Source organism: Hoeflea sp. BAL378, assembly GCF_000759435.1.
Taxonomy (GTDB): domain Bacteria; phylum Pseudomonadota; class Alphaproteobacteria; order Rhizobiales; family Rhizobiaceae; genus Hoeflea.
Genome location: NZ_JRJG01000038.1, coordinates 78,389 through 103,593, shown reverse-complemented (window position 1 = coordinate 103,593; position 25,205 = coordinate 78,389). Strand labels below are relative to the sequence as shown.

The window sequence follows — 25,205 nt, the reverse complement described above, 5'->3', positions numbered from 1 at the left end:
GGACATGAAGGACGATACCGTCAAGCTGAACCTGCAAGCCGTTGCCCCTGCCACGGAACGCCCGATCTCCGTCGCGATCGTCGCCATGGGCGGTCAGGGCGGCGGCGTGCTGACCGGGTGGATCGTCAGCCTGGCGGAAAGCCAGGGCTGGGTTGCCCAATCGACATCGGTCCCGGGCGTGGCGCAACGCACCGGCGCGACGATCTACTATGTCGAGATGATGCCGCCCGACGAGGCCGGCCGGCAGCCGATCCTGGCGCAGATGCCGACACCCGGCGATGTCGACGTGGTCATGGCCTCGGAATACATGGAGGCGGGACGATCGATCCTGCGCGGGATTGTCACGCCGGAACGGACCACATTGATTGCCTCCAGTCATAGGTCCCTGGCCATATCGGAGAAAATGGCGCCGGGCGACAGCATCGCCGACAGCGCCGCCGTGACCGACGCGGTGGGCGTCGCTGCCCTGCGCGAGATCATCTTCGACATGAACGCCATCGCCGTCGAGAACGGCAGCGTGATTTCCGCGGCCCTGTTCGGCAGCCTCGCGGCATCGGGCGCCCTGCCTTTCGAGCGGGAAGCCTATTATGCGGTCATCCGCGAAGGCGGAAAGGGTGTCGAAGCCAGCATTCGGACATTCGATGCCGCCCATGCGCGCGCCTCGTCCGGCCCGGCGCGGCAGGAAGAGCCCGCAGCCGTCCCGGCGAAGCCGCCTTTGCCGGAACGTCTGGCGGCGCCCCGCGCCAACCATCTGCTGCAGCGGCTCAGGAGCGAACTGCCGCCGGAGGCGCACGAGATGGCCTTTCTGGGGCTCAAGAAGGTCGTGGATTTCCAGGATACCGACTATGGCGAGGAGTATCTCGATCTTCTCGCCCGGCTGCACGCCCATGACCGCTCGGCCGGGGGCGAGGCGAAGGGCTGGCTCTTCACCGAGCAGGCCGCCAAATATGTCGCCAACGCCATGACCTATGACGACCTGATGCGGGTCGCAAGCCTGAAAACGCGCCTCAAGCGCCGCCAGCGAATCGAGCAGGAACTGGGCGTTTCAGACAAGCATGTGCTGCAGACGACGGAATTCATGCACCCGCGGATGGAGGAATTCGTGTCCGCCTTGCCAGTCGGCCTGGCGCGTTGGATTATCGCACGCAAGGCCCTGTACCGCTGGCTGGACCGCAGGATCAACAAGGGCCGACGGGTCAAGACCTACTCGCTGCACTGGTTCCTGATGCTCTATTTCGTTGGCTCCATGAAGCGGATCCGCCGGTTGACATTGCGCCATCTGGAAGAGACTACCCATCGCGACGAATGGCTTGAAAACGCGAAGATGTTGCTTCAGACGAATTATGAACTGGGGGTCGAGGTCCTCCGCTTCCGCAGGCTCATCAAGGGCTATTCGGACACCCATGTTCGCGGCCTGTCCAAGTTCGACAAGGTCATGCGCACGACGCTCAGGATCGCCGAACGCGAAGACGCTGCCCAATGGGCGCGCCTTCTGCTGGCCTCCGCCGTGAAGGATCATGCCCAGGACGGGCTCGACGGAACAATCAAAACGATAGAGACAATAGCATGACAGCACCCTACACGGCCCAGTCGGCAGCCCGAACGTCGGCGCCCCCGCTCACCAGCCGTCCGGCCGAACTCTGGTCCGCCAGGACCACGTTCCGGCACGGGCAATGCGATCCCGCCGGCATTGTCTACACGCCTCAGTTTTTCGACGTCTTCAACCGCATGATTGAACAATGGTTCTGCGAGCATCTGGGGCTCGACTACTACGACATTCTGGGAGCGCGCCGAATCGGTCTAGGCTATGTCAGTGCATCGGCGGAGTTCTTCGTTCCCTGCCGAATGGGGGACGAGCTGGAGATTTTCGTTCGCCTCGCCAAGATAGGCAACAAATCCTACGCTCTGACGTTGCACGCCATGAAGGGCGAAGAGGAAGCACTGCGCGGTCAATTTGTCACGGTGACGACATCCCTGGAAACGCATGGCTCCATACAGATACCAGATGACATCAGGCGGGCGCTTGTAGCATATGGAGAAAAGACGAATATATGAACGTTATCTGATGATGACCTGAGGACGGAGCGATCTGTGCAGACACCAGACATTCAGAATTCGGCGCGGCCCCTTGATGACGAACCCAATCTGACTGCCCGTCAGAAAGCCGAGACGCGCTTTTGGCTTCAGGTTCTGAATGTCAACAAGCTGATCTACGGCGACCTGAATTCGGCGCTCAATGACCATTTCGGCCTGTCCGTCGCCAAGTTCGATGTTCTTGCACAGCTCCACCGACACCCGGAGGGCGTGCCCATGGGCGAGCTCTCCAGAAGCCTGAAGGTGAGCAACGGCAATGTGTCCGGGCTCGTGTCCCGGTTGCGCAAAGACGGCCTGGTGGACAGGCTGGCGACCAAGGCTGACCGTCGGTCCTTCCGGGCATCGCTCACCGAAAAGGGACGCAAGGTCTTTGAAGAAGCAATCAAGTTGCACAGGCAGGTCGTGTCGGAAAAGCTGCAGAACGTATCCCTGTCGGACATCGATGCGGTGACCTCCGGGCTCAGGGCTATGTCGATGAAGACCCGAAGCGGCGTTGAAGAAGAAGTGAACGCGTGACCGATCAAGACCGGCCGAAAGCCAAGCGGAAAAACCGTTTCCCGTTCAAGTCCCGCGAGAGCCTCCGGCAATACGCCCCCTATCTGATCACCCGGCTGGCTCACCGTTGGGGCGCCGACCAGAGCGCAGCCCTTGCCGACCTCGGCTGGAACGGGACGATGATGCGAATCATGTCGTCATTGTCCGCCTACAAGGAACTGACGATCAACGAACTCGCGGTCCTGTCCGTGACCGAGCAGTCGACAACAAGCAGAACCATCGAGGCTCTCGTGACGGCGGGCTATGTCGGACGGGAAATAAGCGACAGCGACCAGCGTGTCCGTACTGTGGTGCTCACGGAACTCGGCAAGGCCAAACTGAAAGAGATCGCGCCCTTGGTCAATGCCCTCTATAACCGGCTGGTCGAGGATCTGGATGAGGAAGAGCTGATGATCTGCATCCGGGTTCTTCAGAAGATGACCGACAAGATCTGCCTCACCAAGATCTAGCGCCGACTGATTCCATCTTCACCGCCCATCCGAAAGCTATCCGCCGCCGCGATGGCCGCGTCGCCGCCTGCGCCGCTTCAATGCGTGGCTCTGACCAGTCCCGCATAGACTCCGTCGAGCGCGAGCAGTTGCTCGTGGCTGCCGCGCTCGACGACGCGTCCCTTGTCCAGCACGATGATCTGGTCCGCGTGACGGACGGTCGACAGCCGATGCGCGATGGTGATGGTGGTGCGGCCTTCGGCCAGGGTTTCCAGGGCCTGCGCCATCGCCCGCTCCGTGGCCGTGTCCAGCGCGCTTGTTGCCTCGTCCATCAGCAGGACGCGGGAATTGCACAGGATCGTGCGCGCCAGGGAGAGGCGCTGCTTTTCGCCGCCGGAAAAGCGGTAGCCGCGTTCGCCCACCAGCGTGTCGTAGCCGTCCGGGAGCGCCGAGATCGTCGCATGGATCTGGGCGACTTTCGCCGCGGCGATCAATTCGCCATCCGTCGCCTCCGGCTTGGCGAAGCGCAGATTGTCGGCGATGGAGGCATTGAACAAATACGGCTCCTGCGTGACCACGCCGAGCATCTCGGTCAGCGACTGGAAGCTCAGATCTCGCACATCGACGCCATCGTAGCGGATCGCGCCGGAATCGACGTCATACAGGCGGGCCAGGAGATAGCCGAGCGTCGTCTTGCCCGACCCCGTGGCGCCGACGATCGCCGTGTGCGATCCGGCCGGAATGTCGATCGAGACGCCGTCGATCGTCGGCTGCTGGGACGTGTCGTAGGAAAAACGGACGTCCTCCAGGCGGACGGCGCCGCGAAGGGTCTTCCGGTCAAGGGTAACGGGATCGGTCCGCTCGACGATCTCGGCGGGGCGGTCAAGATAGTCGAAGATCCGCGCGAACAGGGCGCGGGTGGTCCTCAATTGGACACCGGACTGCAGAACCTCCTCCAGCGGCCAGAGCAGTTGTTCCTGTAGCGCGATCATCGCGACGAGGGTCCCGATGGTGATTGCCGTCGCCCCGTCCTGCATCAGAAACCCGCCGAGCAGCAGCGTCGACGCCGGCAGCGCATGAAGCACCAGATCGATGATCGACCATTCCCATTGCCCGGCCGTGTGCGAGCGCACCTCGAGCGCCGCGACGCGCTTTGACGTACGGATGAACCGGCGGGTCAGGTCGTCGCTCCGCCCCATGGTCCGCGCCAGGATGATGCCGGAGATCGACAGGGTTTCCTGCACCGCGGAGGACATGTCGGCGATCCGCAGTTGCTGCTCGTAGGTGAGCGCCTCGCGCGATTTCCCCACCCGATGGCTGATGCCGATCGCCACCGGCAAGACCAGGAAGGAGAACAAGGCCAGCCGCCATTCCAGCGCCAGCATGGCGATCATGGTCATCACCACCATGCTGACATTGCGCGTGAGTTCGCTGGCCGTGTGGGTGACGAGCGCCTGCAGCCCGCCGATGTCGCTGGCGATGCGGGACTGGATCTCGCCGGATCGCGCCGTGGTGAAGAAGCCGAGCGACAGCGATTGAAGGTGCCCGTACACGCGCACCCTGAGGTCGTGCATGATCGCCTGCCCGACCTTCGTGGTGATCAGCACCTGGAGCACGCCGATCGCCGTGCTGACGCAGGCAAGGACGATCAGCCCGCCCGCCAGAACCGAGAGCAGCGCAAGATTGGAGCTGGGCAGCGCGACGTCGATAATGCCACGCAACAGGAAAGGGGCGGCGATCCCCGCCATGGATGACAGCAGGATCAGGACGAACACCAGCGCCAGCCGGGAGTGGTAGGCCCGGAACAAGCCGAGGATGCGGCGCACGGAGACGTGCCTGGACGTCAGTTCCTCATAGGAGAAGTCGTCTTCCCGGTTGAGGTCGTCGGTCATTGCTGCTCTCCGGTGGGGTGGACCCGCACCGCGCGGGCGCGGATGAGGGCGGCCGTGACGAAGAGGATGGCCGTCGCGACGGCGATGACCACCACGAACGCTTCGTCGGAGGCGCTCCTCGCCAGGGCTCTCAGCTCGTCCGCGGCCGCGCCCTGCAGCCGGTCCGCGACAATGAGCGCCTGATCGAGCCCGTCGCGGGCGATCTCATCTGTCTTCCACGAAGCCGGCAGCACCAGGGAGGCCGAGTAGACGGCGGACATGAGACTGCCCAGAAGGGCGATGCCGAGCATCCCGCCGAACTCGAAGGAGACTTCTTCGAGCGACGCGGCCATGCCGGCCCGGTCCGGCGGGGCCGACAGCATGATCAGGCTGGATGCCGCCGTCATGGCGGCCCCCAGGCCGACGCCGAGCACCGAAAGGCACGCAATCTGCTGGATGACCCCCGCGTCGTACACGACGAGATAGCCGGCAAGCCCGAAGGCGGCCAGCTCGATGGCGCGCCACAGGGTTTCGGCCCCGCCCCACCGCGGCAGCAGGAGGCCCGTTATCGGGCTGCCCAGGAAGGCGCCCAGCGGTATCGGCAGGATCGACAGTCCCGCCTCGAGCGGCGACATCCCGAGAACCAGTTGCAGCCGCTGGCTGACCACCAGCTCGACCCCGACGATGGCGAATGAGGCCAGCACCGCCGTTGCGACGCCTGCCGAAAAGAGCTCGTTGCGGAACAGGCTGAAATCGATCAAGGGATGGGCGGAGCGCTGCTGTCGCCGGATGAACAGGACCAGAGCCAGCGAACCGACGAGAGCAGCAAGCCCGATGCTCCCGTAGGAGGGCAGCGGCTTCGCCAGTTCCTTGATGGCGAAGACGATCCCGACGAGGCCCGCCAGCAACTGGATCGAGGCGACCAGATCCCAGGGGCGGTCTCCGTTCCGGGCAAGTGCCGGAATGACGACCACCGCGAATGCCAAGGCAACGGCCACGATCGGCACATTGATGAGGAAGACCGATCCCCACCAGAAATGCTCGAGCAACAGGCCTCCGACGATGGGACCCAATGCGGCGCCCCCGGAGGCGACGGCGGCCCAGATCCCGATGGCAAAAGATCGTTCGCGCTCGTCGGTGAAGACGAGGCGGATGATCGAGAGGCTCGCGGGCATCATCATCGCCCCGCCGATAGCCAGCGGCACCCGCGCCGCGATCAGCAGCGACGGCGTCCAGGCATAGGCGGCAAAGAGCGAGGCGATCCCGAAGACCAGAAGGCCGCCGACGAAGAGCTTCTTGTGCCCGACCCTGTCGCCCAGCGTTCCGAGCCCTGGCAAGAGACCCGCCATCACCAGCGGATAGACGTTGATGATCCACAGTTTCTCGTTCGCCGTCGCGCCAAGATCATGGGTCAGGCGCGGCAGCGCCGTGTAGAGCACCGTCATGTCGATGACGATGAGGAACAGGGCGACCGACACGATCGACAGAATGAGCCAGCGGTTACTGGAGGTCATAAAAAGTCACCAAATTGTCTGCGGCAGCCGCCGCATGTACCTGTTTGCGCAACAGCGCGCGCCTGCGATGCCATGGCATCGGCCAGCGGCCTGACACGAGAGGTTCCCGCTGCCAGATTGCCCGTCAGGAACCTTGATTCAGATATTCTTTCAAACACATGATCGCGTAACCATCCGCTTGACGATTGGCCAGGTTGAATCGCGTCCCGGCGCGTTTTCCGACGTTCCTGTGGCATCAGCGGTGCACCGTCTCGTGATCCGGGACCCGGGGCTCTGCCGAACCCGGCGCGGGCGGTGCGGCATGCGCTTGGCGCCCGCCGAAGAGCGTCATCACCACGACGTAGAAGATCGGAACGAACAGCACCGCGAGCACGGTGGCGGAGACCATTCCGCCGAAGACGCCGGTTCCGATCGCGTGCTGGGTTTCCGCGCTTGCGCCGCGGGCGATCATCAGCGGGACGACTCCGAGCGCGAAGGCGAGCGAGGTCATCAGGATCGGGCGCAGGCGCAGCCGCGCCGCCTCGACGATCGCCTCCTGCAGGCTCTTGCCCTCGCCCTGCAGGTTCTTGGCGAACTCGACGATCAGGATCGCGTTCTTCGCCGACAGGCCGATGATCGTGATCAGGCCGACCTTGAAGAAGACATCGTTCTCCAGTCCGCGCAGCAGGACAGCGGTGACCGCGCCCACAATGCCAAGCGGCACGACGAGCATGACCGACAGCGGGATCGACCAGCTTTCGTAGAGCGCCGCGAGCACCAGGAAGACGACCAGCATCGAGATCGCCAGCAGAACGGGCGCCTGCGAGGTCGATTGTTTTTCCTGCAGGGACTGTCCCGTCCATTCGATCATGAAGCCGCGCGGCAATTGCGAGGCAAGCCGCTCCATTTCCGCCATGGCGTCGCCGCTGGAGACGCCGGGCGCGGCTTCCCCGGCAATGCGCGCGGCGGGATATCCGTTGTAGCGCGCAAGCTGGAGCGGGCTCGCCTCCCAGACCGGGGTGACGACCTCGGACAGCGCGACCATGCCGCCGGCGGTGTTGCGGACATAGAGCTTGAGCACATCCTCCACCTGCATGCGGCTTTCGGCATCCGCCTGCACGATCACCTGCTGCAGTCGTCCGGCATTGGGGAAATCGTTGACATAGGTCGATCCGATCGCCGATGACAGCGTGTCGTTGATGACGGCGAACGGTACGCCCAGCGCCTCGGCCTTCTGCCGGTCGATCTTGAGCGAAACGCCGGGTCCCGCGGGCAGGCCTTCCTGATAGACGCCGGTCACCAGTTTGCTCTTGGCCGCCAGGTCGACAAGCTGGTCCTGGGCTGCCTGGAGCGCGGCACTTCCGCTGTTGGCGCGATCCTCGAGCCGCAGCGAGAAGCCCGACGTGGTCCCGAGTTCATCGATCGCCGGCGGCTTCAGGATCATGACGGAGCCTTCGGGAGCGGCCGCCATTGCGGCGGTCGCGGCCCCGATTTCCTCGTCGATGGTCGTCGTCCGCTCGCTCCAATCCTTGAGCGTGGTGAAAGACATCGCCGTGTTCGGGCCCGAGCCGGAGAAGCCGAACCCGAGGATCGACAGGTTGTTGGCGACATCTGGCCGCGACGCGACATGGCGGTCATACATGCCCACGATGCTGCGCGTGCGCTCCGCCGTTGCGTCCGCCGGAAGGGAGAACGACGACATGAAATTGCCCTGGTCTTCCCCGGGCACGAAAGCGGACGGCACCCGCATGTAGCCGTAGGCGAGGGCGCCCAGAATGACCGCGTAGAGGACCATCATGCGTCCGCCGCGGCGGATCAGGGCGGTCACCCATCCGGCATATCCCGCGGTCAGGCGTTCGAAGCCGCGGTTGAACCAGCCGAAGAAGCCGCGCTTTTCGTGGTGTGACGGATCGACCGGCCTGAGCAGCGTGGCGCACAGGGCCGGCGTCAGGCTCAGCGCCAGGAAGGCCGAAAACAGGATGGATACCGCCATCGACAGTGTGAACTGGCGATAGATCGCGCCGACGGATCCCCCCGCCAGACCCATCGGAATGAACACGGCGGCAAGGACCAGGGTGATGCCGATGATCGCGCCCGTGATTTCCTTCATGGCCTTTTGCGTGGCCTGCCGTGGCGGCAGGCCCTCGGCGGCCATGATGCGCTCGACATTCTCGACCACCACGATCGCATCGTCGACGACGATGCCGATCGCCAGCACCATGCCGAACATGGTCAGGACGTTGATCGAGTAGCCGGCCGCCATCATCACCGCGAAGGTGCCAAGCAGGGCAATCGGCGCGACGATCGCGGGGATGAGCGTGTACCGGATCTTCTGCAGAAAGAGCAGCATGACCAGAAACACCAGCGCCATCGCCTCGAGCAGGGTGTGGACGACCTTCTCGATCGAGATCTTGACGAACGGCGCCGTGTCATAGGAAACGTCATAGGCCATTCCCGCGGGCATTGCCGCCGAGAGTTCGACGAGCCGCGCACGCACCGCGTCCGCCGTGCGCACGGCATTTGCTCCCGGCGCAAGCTGGACCGCGGCAGCCGTGGCTTCCTGCCCGTTGCTGCGGATCGAAAAGGCCAGGCTTTGCGCACCGATCGCGATCCGCGCGACATCGCCCAGGAGAAGCTTCGAGCCGTCCGGCCCGGCGCGCAGCACGATCGCCGCGAACTCTTCAGGCGTCGTCAACTGTCCCTGAACCGTCAGCGGTATGCTTATCTTCTGGCCGTTCACCGTGGGTTCGTCGCCCACCCGTCCCGGCGCGATCTGGGCGTTCTGGGACTGGATCGCCTGGACGATATCAGCCAGCGAAAGCGAATAGGAAACGAGCTTCGACGGATCGACCCAGACACGCATCGCCTTTTCCGAACCGAAGGACTGAACCCGACCGACACCGGGGATCCGCTTCAGTTCTTCGGTGAGGTTGCGGCTCATGTAGTCGCCGAGCGCGAGGGCATCGTAGCGGCCGTCCTTAGACCCGAGCGAAACGATCATCAGAAAGCCTGATCCGGCGGATTCGACCGAAAGGCCGGACCGGCGGACGGGCTCGGGAAGGCGCGGCTCGACGGCCTTGAGCCGGTTCTGAACCTCGACCTGCGCCATCTCCGGGTTGGTGCCCGGCTTGAAGGTGAGGGAAATGGTGGCGCTGCCCGAAGTGTCGGCGGTTGATTCGAAGTACAGCAGGTTCTTCACGCCGGACAGCTCGCGCTCGATGAGACTGACGACGCTGTCGTTGATCGTCTGGGGCGTCGCGCCGGTGTAGGTCGCATAGATGCTGACGCTCGGCGGCGCGATCGTGGGAAAGCGCGACACCGGCAGTTGCGGGATCGAGATGACGCCGGCGAGCACGATGAAGATGGCGATGACCCATGCGAAGACGGGCCGGTTGATGAAGAACTGGGGCATGAGATGATCCTGTCCGCCTAGTTCTTTGCGGATGCTACGAGAGGGGTGAAGGGCTTCGGGTCGACGATGGCGCCGTCCTGGACGCGGTCCTGGCCTTGCACGACCACGCTCTCGCCTGCCTCGAGGCCTGATGTGACGATGGTGCGGCCGTTGACGGTCGCGCCGATGTCGACCGCCCGGCGCGCGGCCGTCTTGTCCTGGTTCACGATGACGAGCTGCGGCTTTCCGGCCGCGTCGCGGACGAGTGCTTCCTGCGGCACGAGAAGGGCGTCGTGCAGCACGCCGCGCGGCAGGCGGGCGCGGACATACATGCCCGGCAGCAGCAAGCGATCGGGATTCTTGACTTCGACGCGGACGGTGACATTGCCGGTTCCGGGATCGACGCTGACCTCGGAAAACAGGGCCCGTCCCGTCGTCGGATAGGGCTTGCCGCTCGCGCCGAGGATGACGACCGGGATCTTCGAGGCATCCTCGAGCTGTCCGGATTCGGCCGCCTCCCGTATCACGTCGATCTGCGAGGCGGGTTGCCGGACATCGACATAGACCTGGTCGATCTGCTGGATGATCGCCAACGGGGTCGCCCCGGACGCCGAGACGAGCGCGCCCTCGCTGACCAGCGCCTGACCGATCCGGCCGTTGATCGGCGCGCGCACGGTCGCAAATTCCACTTCAAGCTGGCGGCGCTGCACCGTCGCGCGCGCTTCCGCGACATTGGCCTTGGCCGCGGCAAGGTCGGCGACGGCGTCGTCATAGGCCTCGAGACTGATGGCCACCGAATCGAGAAGCTTTTTGGCGCGGTCGAACTTCGCCTGGGAGCGAACGAGGCCGGCTTCCGTCCTTTGCAGCGCTGCGGCCGCGCTGTCGAGTTCGGCCTTGAAGGTGGCCGCCCCTATCTGGAACAATTGCTGTCCGGCCTTAACTTCCGATCCCTGCTCGTACAGGCGCTTCTCTATGATTCCGCCGACCTGCGGCCTGATCTCCGCAGTCCGGAAGGCCGCGACACGGCCCGGCAGCTCGTCCGCGAGGATCACCGTCTCCGGCTTCACGGCGATGACGGTGACCAGTGCGGGGTCCGGCACGGCTTCCGATGTCTGCACGGCGGACTGTTCCTGCTCGCTGCAGGCTGCGAGGGAACCGGCCATGACGGCGCAGAGAAGAACAGAGACAAGGGCGTTTTTGCGAAGCATTGCATGAATCCAAACGGTGAGCGGCAGCGGCGCTCGTTGCATGTCCCCTCCTCGCCCGCCCGAGCCGGGAGACGGTGGAGGTTATGTGGAGGTTATGTGGAGACGTCCCCTGCCGAGGGACGCGGCAGGGCGAACACAGGCGTCGATGGCGACAGAGCGGCGGCTAGGGGACCCGCACGGCGCGGGGTGCCTCGGCGCCCGCCAGGCTGGTCGCCCCGTCAGCCGGCGTGGTGCTGCCACCGAGCGCGCGGTAGAGCAGCGATTCATTGACGATCTGCGCCAGACGCACATCGGCGAGCGCGGTTTCGGCCGCGCGCCGGCGCTCCTGGGCGTCGAGCCAGACGCGAAGGGTGACGGCGCCGGCGCGGTAGCGCGCTTCGGTCAGCCGCTCGACCTCCTGCGCCGCCGCCAGCGCATTGCGCAGGTGGCGCGCCCGCTCGGCGTAATCGGCGCGCGCCCCGAGCGCATTGGCGACATCGGCTAAGGCGTTGAGCAGGCTGCCGCGAAAGCCCGCGACAGCCTCTTCGTACTGCGTTCTGGAGACGGCAACGGTGAGCTTCATGTCCTTGAGGTTGAGGAAGGACAAGACCACCCCGGCGCCCATCGTGGCGACAGGGTTGGAGGCAAAGGAGAGCAACTGCTGGCTGCTGGTGCCGAGCGCGCCGGTGAGCGAGATCGGCGGGTAGAAGCTCGCCCGCGTCGCATCGACGCCTTTAAGCGTTGCGCGCAGCCGGGCTTCGGCGGCGCGCAGATCCGGGCGGCGGGCCAGGAGCTCGGCCGGCAGTCCGGCGGCGATGACCGGCAGTTTCTTGCGCGGAAGGCGCGGCGGCTCCCGCACCGTATTGGGCGCTCCATTGAGGAGGACGGCGAGGCTGTTTCGCAGCACGAGGCGGGCCTGTTTCAGTTCGGAGATGCGCGCGGCCTGGACCTCGACCGTCTGCTCGACCTCCTTGAGCTCGAGCTCGGAGGCGGCGCCTCCGGCCATCTGCGTGCGGACCAGTTCCTGGGCCTGCCGGACATAGGCCAGGCTGCTTTGCGCGGAGGCAATCGACTGGTTGGCGTGGGCGAGCCGGAAATAGGTCTCGATGGCGATCCCGGTGGTGGCCAGGCGCGCAGCCTCGTAGTCTTCCAGCGACGCCCTCGCCTCCCAGTCGGCGGCGTCGCGGGTCGACGCCAGCCTGCCCCACAGGTCGACTTCGTAGGCGACCCCCAACGAGAGGGATGAAGTCGAAGAGGCGCTCGCCTTGCCGTCGAGCGGCTGCGTGTTGCCTGTCGCGAGATTGCCGTTCAGCTTGGGAAACAGCGCGTTGGCGGCCAGATCCGCCTGGAGACGGCTGCGGCGGGCGCGCAACGCCGCAGCAAAGACGTCATTGTTGCTTGCCGCGACGTCGCTCACCAGCCGGTCGAGATTGGCGTCGCCGAACGCCAGCCACCATCTGTCGGCATTCGCCAGCACCGCGCTTTTGGACGCGGCCGCCTGCCAGGCCGGCGCTCGCGGAACGTCCGGCCGCAGGTATTCGGTGGAGAGCGTGGTGCAACCGGTCAGCACCACGAGCGATAGGGGAACGATCCATCTTGTCACGGCAAATTACTCTCTGGAAAGCGCGTCGACGGGGTCGAGGCGGGAGGCGTTGCGGGCGGGCAGGAAACCGAAGACGACGCCGATGAGGAGGGCGACCGTGCAGGCGGCGAGAATTGCATCGAGCGAGATGATCATCGGGAAGTCGCTGGTCCTGCCGCCGAAGGCGGTGGCGATTCCGAGCGCCAGCCCGACGCCGAGCATGGAGCCGGCAATGCAGATGGTGACCGCCTCGATCAGGAACTGAAGCATGATGTCGAGCCGGCGCGCACCGACCGCCATCCGCAGACCAATTTCCCGGGTCCGTTCGGTCACGGACACGAGCATGATGTTCATGACGCCGATGCCGCCCACGATCAGCGAAATGACGGCGACCGAGGAGATCAGCAGCGTCATGGTCCGCGCCGTGCTCTCGATGGTGCGACGGAGCTGGTCGCTGTTGAAGACGAAGAAATCCTTCGTGCCGTGCCGGCGGGTCATCAGGCCGGTGACCGCCCTTTCGGCCAGGGCGGTGTCGACATTGTCGGCGATCCGCACGGTGAGCCCGGCCAGGCTGGTTGCCGCGCCGAGCAGCCTGCCGCCGACGCCGGTATAGGGAAGATAGATCTGCAGGTTCCTGTCGCCGCCGGCGCTCGAGCGCCGCGCCACCACGCCGATGACCACGACCGGCACCCGACCGATCATGACGACCTGGCCCAGCGGCGAGCGGCCGTTGGGAAACAGCGTCGCGGCGGTCCTGTCGTCGATCACGGCTTCCTGCCGGCGCTCGCTGATGCTCTGTTCGGAGAAAGCCGCGCCCCGGACCAGGGTGAGGCCGTTCACCCTGAAATAGTCCTTGCCCACGCCATTGACGTTGGCGGTGAGCGACAGGCGGCCGGCGCGGATCTTGCTCGAGGTCGACAGTTCCGGGGTGACGCTGTCGACATAGGTCTGTGCGGCGAGAGCTTTTGCGTCGGCGACGACGAGCGTGGTGATGCTGTCCGCCCGTTCGTCGCCCCAGTCTCGCCCAGGATAGATCGCCAGCGTGCTGGCGCCGAGCTCGCTGATCTGCGCCAGCACCTTCTGGCGCGTTCCCTCCCCCAGCCCGACAACCGCAACGACGGCGGCGATGCCGATGATGATGCCCAGCATCGTCAGGAAGGTGCGGACCTGATGCGCCGCCATCGACCGCAGCGCCATCGGGAAGGCTTCCCTCAAGCGGCGCTGGAATCCCGCAAGCGCCGTGACCGGCTGCCCCTGGGCGACCAGCGCGGCGCCAGCGCTCGCAGCCGTCGCCTCCGACCGCCGGTCGGACACGACCAGCCCGTCGCGGATCTCGATGATGCGGTCGGCATGACCCGCCACCTCCATGTCGTGCGTGACGAGGATGACGGTATGGCCGTCGCGATGCAGTTCCTTGAGGATTTCCAAGACGGTCTCACCGCTCTTGCTGTCGAGGGCGCCGGTCGGTTCGTCGGCGAGAATGATGCGGCCGCCATTCATCAGGGCGCGGGCGATGGAAACGCGCTGCTGCTGGCCGCCCGAAAGCTGGTTCGGCCGGTGGTCGAGCCGGTCTCCGAGGCCCAATCGCTGAAGCAGCGCTATCGACCGCTTGCGCCGCAAAACGGGATCGAGACCGGCATAGACGGCCGGCATCGCCACATTGTCCGCGGCGCTCATCGTTGCGAGCAAATGATAGCGCTGGAAGATGAAGCCGAAATGCTCGCGCCGCAGGGCGGCAAGCTCGTCCGCCGTCAGCCCGGCGATGCTGCGCCCATCGACCCGGTAGTCACCGGAACTGGGCTGATCAAGGCAGCCCAGGATGTTCATCAGCGTCGACTTTCCGGAGCCGCTGGCGCCGACGATGGCGACGAACTCGCCGCTCTCGATGACAAGATCGATCGCGTCGAGCGCGGTGACGGTCTGCTCGCCGGCATGGAAGACGCGCGAAACGCGATCGAGCTCCAGCAGCGCGGTCACATCATCACCGCGTCGACGCCTTCGGACACCTGTCCATCGGCGGGAATGACGACATCGTCGCCAATTGCTAGCCCGTCGAGAACCTGGGCCTTCAGCCGGTCGGTCAATCCAACGGTGACGCGTCGCTCGGACAGGTCGCCCGAGCGCGAGCGGACCTGGACCCGGTAGCGGCCATCGGCGTCCTGGTCTGTCAGCGCCGCCCATGCGACCAGGGGCACATCCGCCGCCGAGCCGACCACGATGGTGACCAGCGCCGTCATCATGGGCCGCAACCTTCCGTCGCGGTTGGGCGTTTCGAAGAGGCCGTTGTAATAGACCGCCTGGCTCGCCGGCTGGACTGACGCGGCCGTGCCGGTGTTCGCCTCCGTGGCGATCGACGTCGGCGCCGGTTCGATCCGGGAAAGCACGCCGGCGGTCGGCGCGCGGCCGTCGCCCATGATCGTGAAGCGCAGCTTCTGCCCGACCTGCACCCGGCCGATGTCGGCTTCCGAGATCTGCACCTTCACGTTCATGACGTCGAGCTGGGCGAGAACAACGATGGTCGGCACCGCCTGGTTGGCGTTCAGTGTCTGGCCGGCCTTGGTGACGACGGCGACGACCACGCCATCCATCGGCGCCCGGATCATGGTGTAGCCGAGATTCGTGCGCGCGTTCTCGACCTCCACCGTCGCCTGGGCGATCTGCGCCTCCAGCACTTCGACTTCCGCCTCGAGGACATGGAACGCCGCCTCGGAAGTTTCGAAGTCGGCTGCCGACGCGGCCCCCTGCCCGCTCAAGCTCCTTTGACGCTCATAGGCCTGCTTGGCCTGGCGAAGCTGCACGGCGCGTGCCTTGCGCTGGGCCCTGACGTTGGCAAGGGCTGCTTCGGCGATGCGCAGCGCATTCGCCTGCGGCGTGGAATCGATCTCGGCGATCAGGTCGCCGGCCTTGATCGATTGCCCCAGTTCCACATGCAGGGACTTCAACTGTCCCGAAACCTGCGCGCCGACGCTGACCATTCGCGAGGGCTCGAGCACGCCATTGGCCAGAACCGTCTCCTCGATCGAACCGAGCACGACCGGTTCGGTGAAGACCGAAGTCTGCTGCCTGTCCTCGAACGCGCCCGTGACCCAGGCGACGGCGAGCAACGCCGTCCCGATCGCCAGGGTCCCGACCGCCAGCCCAACGAACCGCTTCGAAAGTCTCATTCAACCGGGACCAGGATGACAGGGAATGACTCCGGCAATCTGGCGGACCGGCGGGTACTGTTGACCAGCATCGAGAACAGGATGGCGAAGACAGCCACGACGATGCAGATGAGGGTGAAATTGCGAACAAGCATCTGGGTCTCCTTTGCTCAGCGCCAATGTCTTTTCTTTCCTTCAGCCTAGGCGCAGGGAACATGGAGATCGTGTGGAGGCGGGCGATTCACGGTTGACCTTGCCTCGTCCGTCGCTTCTCTAAGGAGAGATCGCCGACAGAGATGGACCAAAATGGACAATGCCCTGATCCTCATCATCGAGGACGAACCGGAAATCGTCGATATCCTCGAGACCTACTTCCAGCGGGAGGCCTTCCGCACCGTCAGCGCCAATGACGGCACGATCGGCCTTGCCCATCACCGGCGACTCAAGCCCGACCTGGTGATCCTCGATGTGAAACTGCCGGGCCAGGATGGCTATGAAGTCCTGGCGGCAATCCGACGGCACGGCGACACGCCGGTGATCATGGTCACGGCGCTGGCCGAGGATCTCGACAAGCTGCAGGCCCTGCGGATCGGCGCCGACGATTATGTCGTCAAGCCGTTCAATCCGCTTGAGGTGGTGGCGCGGGCCAAGGCGGTGCTGCGCCGTAGCCTAGGCCGCGACCGGCGACAGGCAATCCGCGTCGGACCGCTCACTGTCGACGCCGAGGCCTATGTGGCCACGATCGACCAGCCTTCGGGCCCCGTGGTGCTGGAGCTCACACGCACCGAGTTCCGCCTGCTTGCCTACATGGCGGCTTCGCCAAACCGGGTGTTCGAGCGCTCCGAGCTTGTGGACGCCTGCCTGCCCGAGGGCGACGCCCTGGAGAGAACGGTCGACAGCCACATGAGCAATCTGCGGCGCAAGCTGTCCGCCGCCGGCGCCGAGCAGTTGCTGTCAGGCGTCCGTGGCGTCGGCTACCGATTGGCGGATCGTCATGGCTAAAAGCCTCAACACACAGATGGTTCGCGCCCTGAGCGCGCTGACACTCGTAGCCTTCGGGGTCATGTTCTTTGGCTGGATGTTCTATTACACCGTGATCTACGAGTGGTTTTACACCGACGCCTCCTACAGCGAGAAATGGAACACCGGGGACTTCATCGTCCTCGGCCTGATCCTGGCGATCGGTCTGTCCGCGGCAGCACTCGTCGGCTGGCGGCTGGCGCTCACGATTGTGCGGCCGCTCAAAGCGGTGGCGAGCGCTGCCCGCTCGATCGCGGGCGGGGATTTTTCCATTCGCGCCGAACCGATGCAAACCTCGTTCGGCGAGGCCGAGAGCCTGATATCCGACTTCAACGCCATGGCCTCCCGGCTGGAGAGCGCGGAGGCCGAGTTGAGATACTCGAATTCTGCCATTGCGCATGAGTTGCGCACGCCGCTGACCATTCTGCGCGGCCGCCTCCAGGGCCTGTCCGACGGGGTGTTCACACCGAGCCCGGAAATCTATGGACGTCTGCTCGCCCATGTCGAAGACCTGACCCGGATCGTCGAGGACCTCCGGACCCTGGGATTGTCCAATGCGGATCGCCTGGATCTCACGCTCGACCAGATCGACCTGGCCGACGAAGCGGAAGCCGCCATCGCCTCGGTCGAGCAGGATCTGATCGGCGCGGGCATTACGGTCGAGCGGGACCTCGAATCCGCCGTCGTTCTCGCCGACAAAGCGAGAGTCCGGCAAATCCTGTTTGCGATCCTCGACAATGCCCGTCGCTACGCGCCGAACAGCACAGTGGTCATCCGGACGCGCCGAACCAAGGACAGGGCGGTGATCCGCTGCTCCGACACAGGCCCCGGCCTGCCCCCCGGCGCGGAAGAGCGGGCTTTCGATCGCTTCTGGCGCGCCGACGATTCGCGGACCCGCGCCCGCGGCGGTTCGGGGCTTGGTCTGCCGATCGTGCAGGCGATCGCCCGCGCCCATGGCGGCGACGCGGCCTTCATCGACACGGGCGGCAAGGGCGCCGCGATCGAAATATGGCTGCCGGCGACCGCGACAGACTGAAATCGCGCGCCGGGTTTTCCAGAAGATGGCATTGCGCCTGCAGGAGAACCGCGCCGGGGCTGCTCCGCCCCTCAGACCCTGGCCCGGTATTCCGGCCTCGGGCCGTCGGTGAAGCGTGAGAACCGAAACGGACGCGGATCGACACGCGGCTTCGCCCCCGTCACCAGATCGGCCATCAGGTGCCCCGCCCCGGGTCCGTTGCCGAAACCGTGTCCCGAAAAGCCCGTCGCGATGAAAAATCCCGGCGTCGATGGCACGTCCGTGAGGAAAGGCATCGCATCCGGCGAGACATCGATCATGCCCGCCCATTGCCCGGCAATCCGGGCCGACCGGAAGACCGGAAAATCTGCCGAGAGCGTTTCCAGCACCCGATCCAGATCGCCGGCAACGGGATCCGGATCAAGCACGCGGGTAGCCTCGAACGGACTGACCCGGTCGAGCCGCCAGCGGGAGGGGGCGGTCAATTCGTCCAGGAAACGCCTGCCGAGGCGGAGCCTGATCGTGCTCCATTCATGGCGGATCGTCGGCCAGAACAGGGACAGCATGCGGATGCTGTCCGGCACAAGGTCGGCATAGTTCATGAAGCCGGTGCCGATCGTGTACCCCCCATCCAGGCGACGCCGGAACGAATAGCCGGGCGCCATCGCGGCGCTCGCCGGTCCGCCTTCCAGCGGTCCGGTGCGCATGACCGACGTCCGCAGCTTCAACTGCGGAAGGAAAATGCCCATGTTGGCGCAGAAGATGCGGCACCAGGCGCCGCCTGCCAGAACCACCGAGTCGCAGGCAATCGATCCCTTCTCGGTCACCACCCCCGATATCCGCCCGGCGCTGGTCTCGAACCCGCGGACGGCGCAATGGGTCATGATCGCGGCGCCGCGCGACCGTGCCGCCTTCGCAAGAGCCGGGGCGGCCAGTTGCGGCTCGGCGCGGCCGTCCGTGGCGGTGTACAGTCCTCCGAGGAAATGCCTGGGCGCGCCCGGCAGGATGGTTTGCAGCTCCCGCGTCGACAGGACCCTGGTTCCAAGATCCGGCAGATACTCCCGGACCGAATCGACCCACCCCTCGCAGGCGGCGATGTCCTTCGCGCTCGAGGCCAGCGAGACGCTCCCGCAGGTGCGAAAGCCGGTTTCGGCGCCGATGTCCTGGTTCATGCCCTCCCACAGCTCGACGCTGTGCAGGGTCAGGGGAATCTCCGAGGGATCGCCCCCCTGCTTGCGAACCCAGCCCCAGTTGCGCCCCGACTGCTCGGCGCCGATTTCCCCTTTCTCGCACACGGCGACCGATACGCCCCGCCTGGCGAGGAAGTAGGCGGTCGACACCCCGAGGATGCCGCCGCCGATGACAACGACATCGACGCGCGAGGGCAGTTGGGCGTCACTTGGGACAGGATCGAGGTCGATGCGCATGGTGTTCAAACCCGGGGACAGAGACAGGTCGCTGGACGATGCCGGACAACGACGGCAATCCGGTCGTCTGCGAGGATGACCTCAGAGGCTGAGCCGCCGCCGGCCTGGGCGGCTCTCCGGGACCTGTTCAGAGTCCGGAGAGCCATGAAACCCGTGAAGCGCGCTGCCGCGATCCCGTTCGGCCATTGCCTCATCCGGGCGACAGTCACCCCGCGGATCGGCCGGGAGGCGTCACGACGCCGAGCGCGACGCGTCGTCGATGATGAAGAGCCAGCCCGCGCCATCCTCGTTGCGCAGCACCTCGATGCCGCCGCCGGTCAGGGTCTGCACGACGCCGGCGGCATCGGTGAGTTCAAGCGTCCAGTGATTGGTTGTCAGGGCAATGTTCTGGTAAACCACGTGCTTGCGGTCGCCGATCTCGATCTTCGGCTTCAGGGCCAGCAGTCCCGCATAGTCGGCGCGCGTGGCCTCCTGGCCCGCGAGTTCGACCCCGTCCGGATTGACGTAGGTGACGTCCGCGGCATAGAGCGCGAGCAGCCCGTCGAGATCGCCGGCATTGAACCGGTCCTGCCAGGCGTCATAGACCTTGTCCAGGTCGGTGACCGGCGCGGTGTCGCTGGCCATCTGGGCAAACGCACGGTCGGCTGACAGCCCGACACCGGCGGATGCAAGCCCGAGGGCCATGAAGCGGAGAAAATCCGAGCGGGTCAGAGCGGTTGCCGGTCCGGCATTCGCGCCGGGATGTCCGGCATGGCCTGGAAGCAAGCTCCGGCATGTCCTGTAGATGGATGTAATCATCGTCGTCACCTCTCCCGGTCCCTCGATTGAAGTCAGGCTAGCCACGGGGACTTTGGCTGTCCATTTCGCTTGCGGCCGTAATTTGTGCGGTTCCGGCCACCATCGAATGCGGTGCGCCGGCACGCCCGACGGACCGCATCCGGCACCAGGTGCCGGGGGTCCGTCCGGCGTCTCACCGGGCTGCGATCATCCGAAATCGGCCGTTTCCAGGCGCATGCAGACGGCGCGCGGCTCGGTATAGGCGTGAACGGCTTCGGTGCCGAACTCGCGGCCAAGGCCGGAGAGCTTTGTGCCGCCGAACGGCATCGCCACGTCCAGGACATTGTGGGTGTTGATCCAGACGGTTCCACAGTCGATCTGGCTTGCCAGCAGATGCGCCTTGTCGAGATTGCTCGTCCAGATGCTGGCGCCGAGCCCGAATTCGGTGTCGTTGGCGAGCGATTTGACCTGGCGGAGATCGTTGATGGGCATGGCCAGAACCACCGGGCCGAACACTTCCTCCCGGGCAATGCGCATGTCCGGTCGGCCGCCGGTCAGCACGGTCGGACGATAGAAATATCCCTTGCGGTCGTCTCGCTCTGCGCCGCAGAGCGGTTCCGCCCCTTGCTCGACGCCGCTGGCGACGAGCGAAGCGACCCGATCCATCTGGCGGGCGGAAATCAGCGGACCCAGGTGAACCGAGGGATCGAAGCCGTTGCCGAGCTTCAGCTCCTGGGCGATCCGGGCCACGCCCGTGGTGACCTCGTCGAAGACCGAGGCCTCGATCAGAAGCCGGGAGCCCGCGGTGCATACCTGCCCCGAATTGGGAAAGATGGCGTTCGCCGCACCGGGGATCGCCTTGTCGAGATCGGCATCGGCGAGGACGATCGTCGGAGACTTGCCGCCCAGTTCCAGCGTCACGCGCTTCATCTGGCGCGCCGAGGATTCGAGGATCCTCTGGCCGGTGGCCGTGGACCCCGTGAAGGCGATCTTGCGCACCAGCGGATGGTCGACGAGGGCCTGGCCGGCCTCATGGCCGTAGCCCGTGACAATGTTGATCGCGCCGTCCGGAATGCCCGCCTCCAGAATGAGCTCGCCCAGGCGCAGGGTGGTCAGCGACGCCTCTTCAGAGGGCTTGAGGACGATGGTGCAGCCGAAGGCGATGGCGGGCGCGATCTTCTGGATCGCCTGTCCGAGCGGGAAATTCCAGGGCGTGATGCCGCCGACGACGCCGACCGGCTTGCGCTCGGTATAGGCGCGATAGGTGCCGCCATCGTCGAAGAACGGCGAGAGCTGGATGTATTCGCCGGCCATCTTGGAGCTCCAGCCGCCATAATAGCGCAGGGCGTCGACAGCGAACTTCATGTCGATATTTTTCGAAACCGCGTATGGCTTGCCGTTGTCGAGCGTCTCGAGCCGCGCCAGTTCCTCGGCGTCGCGTTCGATGAGAAGCGCGAGCTTCTCCAGAATGCGGCCGCGGTCGAGCGGTCGCATCTTCTGCCACAGGGCACTTTCGAAGGTGCGGTGCGCCGCCCGGACCGCGCGGTCGACATCGGCGGCGCCGGCGGCGGCGATGTCGGCGATCTTGTCCTCGGTGGCGGGATCGAAAACCGGGATCGTCCGCCCGTCCGCGGCGTCACACCATTGTCCGTCAATCAACATCTTGCTGGCGGGAATCCGCACCGCCGACCCGCCTGCCCTTTCGATCATCGCAGCCATATCACATTCACTCCAGGTTCGGATCGGCATCGGCCGGATCCGGGATTGAAACTTCACCCGCAGGAGCCTGGTCGGCCGCTTGGCCGCCCAGGCTCATGCTCTCCTCAGAGGCGCTCCAGCCGATAGGGAGTGGGATCGACGATGGGGGCGCTGCCTGTCACCAGGTCCGCCGCAAGCTGTCCTGCCGCGGGTGAGGTGCCGAATCCGTGACCGGAGAACCCCGAGGCGAGCGTGAGCCCGGGGATCCGCGCGACCGGGGAGATGACCGGTAGCGAATCCGGCGTGACATCGATCATTCCGGCCCAGCTTTGTTTCACCTCGACCGAGTTGAAGACAGGCCATGCCTTGCTGAGGTTTCGCAGGGCTTCGGCATTCAGGCCCTCGTTGACCGGCGGGTCCATCGTCCGGACGCGCTCGAAAGGCGACCTCGCGCCCGCGGTCCAGCGGCGAGCCAGCGACAGGTCGTTGACAAAATCCCTGCCGAAGGAGAGGCGGACATTGTTCCACTGCGCCCTCAGCGTCGGCAGATACCGGTAGCCGATCAGCAGGTGATCAAGGACCAGCGGCGCATACAGGGCCCCGCGCTGGGTGATCGTGTAGCCGCCGTCGTGGCGTTTGCGGAACGAGAAATCCGAGGCGCCGACGGCGATGTCCGTCGGCCCCTGCATCGGCGCCGTTCTGAACACCGAGGCCACCAGCGGAAGGGTCGGCAGCGAGACGCCGTGGTTGCCGAGAAAGCGCCTGGACCACATGCCGCCGGCCAGCAGGACCTGTTCGCAGCGAATTTCGCCGCGCTCGGTCATGACGCCGCTCACCCGCCCCGCCGACATCTCCAGCGTCCGGACGGCGCAGTTCTCGACGATGACGGCGCCTTTTGCCATCGCCGCCCTGGCGATGGCGCTGCTCGCGAATTGCGGCTCCGCGCGCCCGTCCGACGGAGTGAAAATCCCGCCGACCCATTTGCCCGAGCCTCCGGGAACCAGTTCGGCGATGTTCGCCGGGCTCAGCAGGCGCGAATCGAGCGACCGGCCGCCAACCGACTTGATCCAGGTTTCATGGCCGGCCATTTCCGCTTCGGTGCGCGCGACATACATGATGCCGGCCTGGCTGTAGCCGACGTCGGCGCCCAGCCTTTGCGGCATCTCGGACCAGAGCCGGTCCGACTCGACCGAAAGCGGCAGGTCGTGCTTGTCGCGCCCCGTTTTCCGGATCCAGCCCAGATTGCGCGAGGATTGTTCCGCGCCAATTCGGCCTTTCTCGAGAACGACCACGGGAATTCCCCGTTCGGCCAAAGTCAGCGCAGCGGTCAGACCTATGATTCCGCCGCCGATCACGACGACTGTCGTCGAGGGCGGAAAGTCGATTGAAGTCTGCACCGGAACGATAACGGGAGCCACGGTCCTAATCCTTGAATGAGTGCATCAGATTGCGCGTGGACCTGCAGACCCGCGCGCAGATCCTGGGTCAGAGGGAGATGGTCATCTCGGTGACGTTCGCCTTGGAGGAACCGCGATAGGCCGTGACTTCGATCTCGACCTTGTAGTCCGTCGACCCCAGAGGCGGGCATGTCATCGTCAGGGCCGGATTGATGCCGCGCATCTTCTCTCCATAGGCCGCCATGATGGTGTCGATGTCTTGCGGGAACTGAACGAAGACGCGGGCCCGCACGACATCCGCCAGCGTGGCCCCGACAGCGGCAAGCGCCCCTTCGATGTTGGAGAGCGCCTGCAGCGTCTGCTCGGCCAGATCCTCAGAAATCAGCTTGGTCTTCGGATTGCGGCCGGCGGTGTTCGACACCAGGATCAGGTTGTCGATGGCGACAAGGCGGGAATAGCTGCCAAGCTCTTCATACTTGTTTCCGGTCTTGACTTTGACGATATCGGTCATGGTGGTCACTTTTCTGGAAATATCGGATTGGGAATTGCAAAGCCGTGGGTTCGGCCCGCCTGCATCATCTCAAGGCGGGAACGTCCCAGAGATTCAATGAGACGCCGATCCCTGCCTTGACTGCATTGCGGTAGACAACCGTGCCCCAGGCCACGTCCTCCACCGGCATGCCGCCCACTGACATGATGATGATCTCGTTATCATCGCGGCGTCCCGGCGCTTCGCCGGCCACGATCTTGCCGAGGTCTTCCAACTGATCGTGAGACATCCTGCCTTCGGCGATCAGGTCCATGAAGCGGATGCCGACAACGGGAATCGAATTGTGCGCCGGCTTGGGATTTTCCTCGTACCAGGCTTCGTAAAGGCCCGGATTATCAAGGACCTTGCGGATCTCGGGCGATTCCATGCCCTCGTCGATATTGCTCAGGGCCGGCATCGACAGGAAGGTGCCCGGGCTGACCCATTCGCGCTTCACCATGGGATAGGTCGAAGGATCGCCCGTCGCGCCCGAATTGCAGAAGGTGACGATATCGGACTCCCGGACCACCGCCTCGACGCTGTCGACGACATCGACTTTGGTGATCTGCGGAAATGTCTCCGAGATCCAGCTCAGGAAGGCGTCGAGGTTCTTCTGGCCGCGGCCCTTGACCTTGACCGTGTCGATCTGCGGGCAGACCGCCATGAAGGCCGAGAGCGAGGTCTTGGCCATCACTCCCGGTCCGAGGATGCCGACGACGCGCGAATCCTTGCGGGCGAGATGGCGCGCGCCGACGCCGGGCACCGCACCCGTGCGATAGGCGGAAAGGAGATTGGCCGACATCACCGCCAGCGGCGCGCCGGTGTCGGCGTCATTGAGGATGAACATCAGGATCGAGCGCGGCAGGCCCTTCGCCCGGTTCTCGATGTTGGAGCCGTACCACTTCATGCCGGCCGTGCAAAAGCGGCCGCCCAGATAGGCCGGCATCGCCATGAAACGGCGATCGGGGGTCGGCTTCGGCATGTCGGGAAAAGGCGAACTCTCCGGGAAGATCACCACCGAGCCGTGAGAATTGTTGTTCGCCCCGGCCATGCGGTAGTCGCCGTGGTAGAGCAACCCGAACATCTCTTCCATCGTGTCCACGCACGCCGCCATGTCGGTGACGCCCGCGCGGATCATGTCCGGCTCCGAAAGGTAGATGAAGTCGATCCGTGTCGGCGAGCGCTGCGCGTCGACGGAAGGCTCGCGATTTTCTTGAAGCATGGAGACTACTCTTCTGTTTTTGATCTGCAAAAGCTGTCATGAAGAGGCACAACAAGGAATGACCGAAGCGGCCGATAATTGTGCGGATCAGGCCAGAATTTTGCCCGAATATCCTCTTCGTCGGGCCTTGGGACACGTTGTTTCGGAACGGTTCCTACGGGCGAGAGAAACGCCACGGCGTTGCCCACGCCACGGCACCCACAGAGCCTGTGTGAGGTCATGGATCGGCATTCCACGGGTGCGGCGTGACGTGCAGAATGATGAGGTTTACCAGGCTGTGAAGGCCTGCGAACCTGCGCACGGCGAATGATCACGCAACAGGCAGGCCTGTCACGACTGCGCGCGACAGGCCTGCTGGATCATTCCCGGTGTCGGC

General features: G+C 65.1%; 20 protein-coding genes. 6 read left to right on the top strand and 14 right to left on the bottom strand.

The window, feature by feature from the left end:
• The first annotated feature begins 4 nt into the window (after positions 1–4).
• Genes LL06_RS10440 through LL06_RS10425 form a run of 4 tightly spaced genes read left to right on the top strand, consistent with a single transcriptional unit; the run spans position 5 to position 3,098 of the window.
• Complete coding sequence (locus LL06_RS10440) at positions 5–1,570, top strand: indolepyruvate oxidoreductase subunit beta family protein (protein WP_035525817.1); 1,566 nt, start codon at positions 5–7, stop codon at positions 1,568–1,570.
• Complete coding sequence (locus LL06_RS10435; RefSeq protein ID WP_052161401.1) at positions 1,567–2,055, top strand: thioesterase family protein; 489 nt, start codon at positions 1,567–1,569, stop codon at positions 2,053–2,055. Before LL06_RS10440 ends, LL06_RS10435 begins: the two co-directional genes overlap by 4 nt.
• 36 nt (positions 2,056–2,091) lie before the next feature.
• Positions 2,092–2,610, top strand: a complete 519-nt coding sequence (locus LL06_RS10430; protein ID WP_201772327.1) for a MarR family transcriptional regulator — start codon at positions 2,092–2,094, stop codon at positions 2,608–2,610.
• Entirely contained in the window at positions 2,607–3,098 is a 492-nt protein-coding gene (locus tag LL06_RS10425) for a MarR family winged helix-turn-helix transcriptional regulator (RefSeq protein ID WP_035525814.1), read from the top strand. Before LL06_RS10430 ends, LL06_RS10425 begins: the two co-directional genes overlap by 4 nt.
• A gap of 77 nt (positions 3,099–3,175) precedes the next feature.
• On the opposite strand, the gene LL06_RS10420 is transcribed toward LL06_RS10425, so the two are convergent.
• The 8 genes from LL06_RS10420 to LL06_RS27655 form a co-directional block, all read right to left on the bottom strand.
• A complete protein-coding gene (locus LL06_RS10420; protein WP_035525810.1) occupies positions 3,176–4,969 on the bottom strand; it encodes an ABC transporter ATP-binding protein in 1,794 nt (597 codons plus the stop codon).
• Positions 4,966–6,462, bottom strand: coding sequence for an MFS transporter (locus LL06_RS10415; protein ID WP_052161400.1), 1,497 nt, complete (start codon positions 6,460–6,462; stop codon positions 4,966–4,968). Before LL06_RS10415 ends, LL06_RS10420 begins: the two co-directional genes overlap by 4 nt.
• 235 nt (positions 6,463–6,697) lie before the next feature.
• Positions 6,698–9,853 (bottom strand): multidrug efflux RND transporter permease subunit, encoded by a 3,156-nt coding sequence (locus LL06_RS10410; RefSeq protein WP_035525807.1) that lies wholly within the window; start codon positions 9,851–9,853, stop codon positions 6,698–6,700.
• Between the two features lie 17 nt (positions 9,854–9,870).
• Positions 9,871–11,040, bottom strand: coding sequence for an efflux RND transporter periplasmic adaptor subunit (locus LL06_RS10405; protein ID WP_052161399.1), 1,170 nt, complete (start codon positions 11,038–11,040; stop codon positions 9,871–9,873).
• Between the two features lie 163 nt (positions 11,041–11,203).
• Positions 11,204–12,622 carry a TolC family protein gene (locus tag LL06_RS10400; RefSeq protein ID WP_201772326.1) on the bottom strand — a complete coding sequence of 473 codons (1,419 nt, stop codon included), beginning with the start codon at positions 12,620–12,622 and terminating at the stop codon, positions 11,204–11,206.
• Positions 12,623–12,628: 6 nt separating this feature from the next.
• On the bottom strand, positions 12,629–14,578 hold the full coding sequence (locus tag LL06_RS10395) for a MacB family efflux pump subunit (protein WP_035525805.1): 1,950 nt from the start codon (positions 14,576–14,578) through the stop codon (positions 12,629–12,631).
• Positions 14,575–15,765: an efflux RND transporter periplasmic adaptor subunit gene (locus tag LL06_RS10390; protein WP_052161397.1), complete on the bottom strand. Its 1,191-nt coding sequence runs from the start codon at positions 15,763–15,765 to the stop codon at positions 14,575–14,577. The genes LL06_RS10395 and LL06_RS10390 overlap by 4 nt, the downstream gene beginning before the upstream one ends.
• Positions 15,762–15,899, bottom strand: a complete 138-nt coding sequence (locus LL06_RS27655; protein ID WP_161784961.1) for a hypothetical protein — start codon at positions 15,897–15,899, stop codon at positions 15,762–15,764. The genes LL06_RS10390 and LL06_RS27655 overlap by 4 nt, the downstream gene beginning before the upstream one ends.
• Before the next feature lie 151 nt (positions 15,900–16,050).
• On the opposite strand from LL06_RS27655, the gene LL06_RS10385 reads away from it, so the two are divergent.
• Together LL06_RS10385 and LL06_RS10380 are read left to right on the top strand one after the other, a co-directional pair.
• Positions 16,051–16,746, top strand: a complete 696-nt coding sequence (locus tag LL06_RS10385) for a response regulator (RefSeq protein ID WP_035525802.1) — start codon at positions 16,051–16,053, stop codon at positions 16,744–16,746.
• On the top strand, positions 16,739–17,800 hold the full coding sequence (locus LL06_RS10380; RefSeq protein ID WP_035525800.1) for an ATP-binding protein: 1,062 nt from the start codon (positions 16,739–16,741) through the stop codon (positions 17,798–17,800). Before LL06_RS10385 ends, LL06_RS10380 begins: the two co-directional genes overlap by 8 nt.
• Positions 17,801–17,871: 71 nt before the next feature.
• Here the strand turns inward: LL06_RS10380 and LL06_RS10375 are convergent, their stop codons facing one another.
• The 6 genes from LL06_RS10375 to LL06_RS10350 all read right to left on the bottom strand — a co-directional run bounded on the left by LL06_RS10375 (position 17,872) and on the right by LL06_RS10350 (position 24,829).
• The gene (locus tag LL06_RS10375) at positions 17,872–19,206 is read right to left on the bottom strand and encodes an FAD-binding oxidoreductase (RefSeq protein ID WP_035525798.1); all 1,335 of its coding nucleotides are present in this window, start codon (positions 19,204–19,206) and stop codon (positions 17,872–17,874) included.
• A gap of 231 nt (positions 19,207–19,437) precedes the next feature.
• Entirely contained in the window at positions 19,438–19,890 is a 453-nt protein-coding gene (locus LL06_RS10370) for a nuclear transport factor 2 family protein (protein ID WP_201772325.1), read from the bottom strand.
• 300 nt (positions 19,891–20,190) lie between these two features.
• Entirely contained in the window at positions 20,191–21,702 is a 1,512-nt protein-coding gene (locus LL06_RS10365) for an aldehyde dehydrogenase family protein (RefSeq protein ID WP_173426114.1), read from the bottom strand.
• Between the two features lie 104 nt (positions 21,703–21,806).
• Positions 21,807–23,099 (bottom strand): FAD-binding oxidoreductase, encoded by a 1,293-nt coding sequence (locus LL06_RS10360; protein WP_035525796.1) that lies wholly within the window; start codon positions 23,097–23,099, stop codon positions 21,807–21,809.
• A gap of 67 nt (positions 23,100–23,166) precedes the next feature.
• Positions 23,167–23,589, bottom strand: coding sequence for a Rid family hydrolase (locus LL06_RS10355; RefSeq protein ID WP_035525794.1), 423 nt, complete (start codon positions 23,587–23,589; stop codon positions 23,167–23,169).
• Between the two features lie 64 nt (positions 23,590–23,653).
• The gene (locus LL06_RS10350) at positions 23,654–24,829 is read right to left on the bottom strand and encodes a tyramine oxidase subunit B (RefSeq protein WP_052161395.1); all 1,176 of its coding nucleotides are present in this window, start codon (positions 24,827–24,829) and stop codon (positions 23,654–23,656) included.
• Positions 24,830–25,205 lie beyond the last annotated feature (376 nt).